At 72.4% G+C, this 2,518-nt stretch carries 3 protein-coding genes; all 3 read right to left on the bottom strand.

Features of this window, described 5'->3' with window-relative positions:
- Positions 1 to 23: 23 nt before the first annotated feature.
- The 3 genes from NON22_RS23025 to ubiU are packed head-to-tail and all read right to left on the bottom strand — an operon-like array spanning position 24 to position 2,147.
- Positions 24 to 245 (bottom strand): hypothetical protein, encoded by a 222-nt coding sequence (locus NON22_RS23025; RefSeq protein ID WP_257389324.1) that lies wholly within the window; start codon positions 243 to 245, stop codon positions 24 to 26.
- Positions 242 to 1,144 carry a U32 family peptidase gene (locus NON22_RS23020; RefSeq protein ID WP_257389323.1) on the bottom strand — a complete coding sequence of 301 codons (903 nt, stop codon included), beginning with the start codon at positions 1,142 to 1,144 and terminating at the stop codon, positions 242 to 244. The genes NON22_RS23025 and NON22_RS23020 overlap by 4 nt, the downstream gene beginning before the upstream one ends.
- Positions 1,145 to 1,148: 4 nt before the next feature.
- Entirely contained in the window at positions 1,149 to 2,147 is a 999-nt protein-coding gene (gene ubiU / locus NON22_RS23015) for a ubiquinone anaerobic biosynthesis protein UbiU (protein WP_257389322.1), read from the bottom strand.
- Positions 2,148 to 2,518 lie beyond the last annotated feature (371 nt).

Genomic DNA, 2,518 nt, shown 5'->3' with positions numbered 1-2,518 from the left:
GCAACGACGGCAGTGAGCGCCGGCTAGGTCTGCGGCAGCGGCACGCCGCTGCCGCAGGCCAGCGCCGGGTCGGGCCGGTCCAGGCCGAGCTCGCGCAGCAGACGGCCGCGCTCGTCGCCCACGGTGACGAGCGCCTGCACGACGGGTTCCGACGCGGCGATGCCGCAGAGGCGCAGCAGCGCGGTATGCGCGGTGTCGAGCAGCTCCAGCGCGCTGTGGGCGAGTTCCAGACTGTCCTGGCTCATGGCGGGGCTCCGGTGATGGCCGTCTCTGTGCGGTGCAGGGCTGCCGGCTGGCCGTTCCAGTAGCCCGGCGTACTGCCGGTTTCGCGCGCCGGCGGCGGCGCGCCGTCGCGCACGGCGCGAAAGCGTTGCAGCGCCTCGGCGGTGCCGTCGCGCTGCGGATACAGGCGCAGCAGGTTTATGCCGGCCGCGGCGAGCTGCGGCCATTCCGGCAGCAGGTCGCAGCGCTCGGCGCTCTGCACCTGTATGCCGTTGAGGGTCAGGAATTCGCGGCCGTCGCGCGTCTGCAGCGGCAGACCGTCGGGATGGTCGATGCAGCGGAATCCGCACTGGTCCTTGGCCAGGTCCAGCGCGCGCGCCGTGAAGCAGCGCGCCGAATAGGCCAGCGGCAGCCGGCCCCAGGCGATCAGCTCGAGCTCGGGCAGCGCCTGGTTCGCCGCCGCGGCGGCCGCGCGCAGCTCGGCAACGAGCTCACCGCTCATCTCGACGTTGAGCACGAGCCGGTACAGGCCGTCGTCCTGCAGCAGACGCAAGGTGTCGAGGTTATAGACGTTGAGGCCCGGCCCGCCGACGAACGGCAGGCCGCGGCGGCGGCAGACCTGCACGGCCGAGATGTCGTTGGCCTCGATGCGGAACTGGCCCTGCGCGGCCAGCTGCTGCAGCGCGCCGAGCTCGGACTCGGCCTCGATCAGCGCGAGGGAGGACAGCAGCACTTCGCGCCCGGCCTGCGCCTGCTGCTGCGCGAGCGCGATCCAGTCGCGCTGGCGCAGCTCGCGGCGCTTGCTGCAGACGGTTTCGCCCAGATAGACCACGTCGAGCGGCCAGCCCAGGCTTTCGGCGTAGAAGTCCAGCACCTGCCGGCGCGGCCAGAAATACTGCAGGGGACCCAGGCTCAGTCGCATCGTGTCAATGCCAGGAACGGTGGTAAGGGCCGAGGGTCGTCTGGCGGCCTTCGGCGTGGGCCGACAGTGCGGCGCTCCATTCGGCGCGCGCCTGCCAGCCGGCCGGGTCGCGCAGCAGCCGGTCTATCGCTTCGCGCCAGACCGCCGTCACCGCGGCGACGTAGGCGCGGCTGCGCTGGCGGCCTTCGATCTTCAGCGCCGTGACGCCGGCCGCGTGCAGCCGCGGCAGCAGCGGCAGGGTGTTCAGGCTGGTCGGTTCTTCCAGCGCGTGGAACACCTCGCCGCCGACGGCGAAGCGTCCCTTGCAGACGGTCGGATAGCCGGCCGCCTCGCCGGGCCCATAGACGTCGAGCAGCACCGAGTTCAGGCGCACGCTGCGGCTGCCGTCGGCCTCGTCCTGCCAGCGCACGAAGCTCGCCGGCGAACAGACGCCGTGGCGGTTCGGCGACTGGCCGGTGACGTAGCTCGACAGCTGGCAGCGGCCTTCGACCATGATGCAGAGGCTGCCGAACGCGAACACCTCCAGCGGCACCGGCGAACGCTCGCAGACGCGCTCCACCTGCTGCACCGACAGCACGCGCGGCAGTACCGCGCGGCGTATGCCGAAGTGCTCGTGATACCAGCGCAGCGCGGCCTGCGTCGTGGCCGAGCCCTGTACCGACAGATGCCGGTCGAGCTGCGGATGCGCGCGCGTCGCATAGGCCAGCACGCCGGCGTCGGCCGCGATGATCGCGTCGGCGCCGGATTCGGCGGCGCGGTCCACGGCGGCCTGCCACTGCGGCAGACGCGCCGGGCCGGGATAGGTGTTCAGCGCGACGTAGACCTTGCGGCCGCGCGCGTGCGCATAGGCGATGCCGTCGCGCAGGTCCGCATCGCTGAAGTTCAGCCCCGGAAACGCGCGCGCATTGGTCTGGTCGCGAAAGCCCAGGTAGACCGCATCCGCGCCGGCATCGACGGCAGCGGTCAGGCCGGGCAGGTTGCCGGCGGGACAGACGAGCAGCATGACGGACTCCGGCGGAGCAGGAGTCCCGATCCTCGTCCGGCACCGCGGCTTCGCGCCCTGACCCAGGTCAGCCGGAAGCCGGATCGCGGTGGCCGTCGTGGTGCCGGGTCGCCGATCTGCGGCACCCTTGACCTGGATCAGACCTCGCCGCGCCGGCTGGTCCAACAATGACGCGTGTCCGCAGACCGGCGACCGGCCGGCCGGAAAAACCGCAGGTGGAGCCACGCATGCCCTTGGAGACTTTCGACGATCTGCTGCGCCTGGCCGGCGCCCAGCGCGAGCCGCAGCGCCTGCTGCTGGTGTTCGCCGAGGCCGAGCTGCCGCCCGACGCGAGCGCGGCGCAGCGCGACGCGTTCGCGCGCGGCGAAGGC

Origin of the sequence: Tahibacter caeni, assembly GCF_024609805.1 — a bacterium.
Taxonomy (GTDB): Bacteria; Pseudomonadota; Gammaproteobacteria; order Xanthomonadales; family Rhodanobacteraceae; genus Tahibacter; species Tahibacter caeni.
Note: the sequence above shows the minus strand (reverse complement) of the source record. Positions and strands in the feature narration are given on the sequence as shown.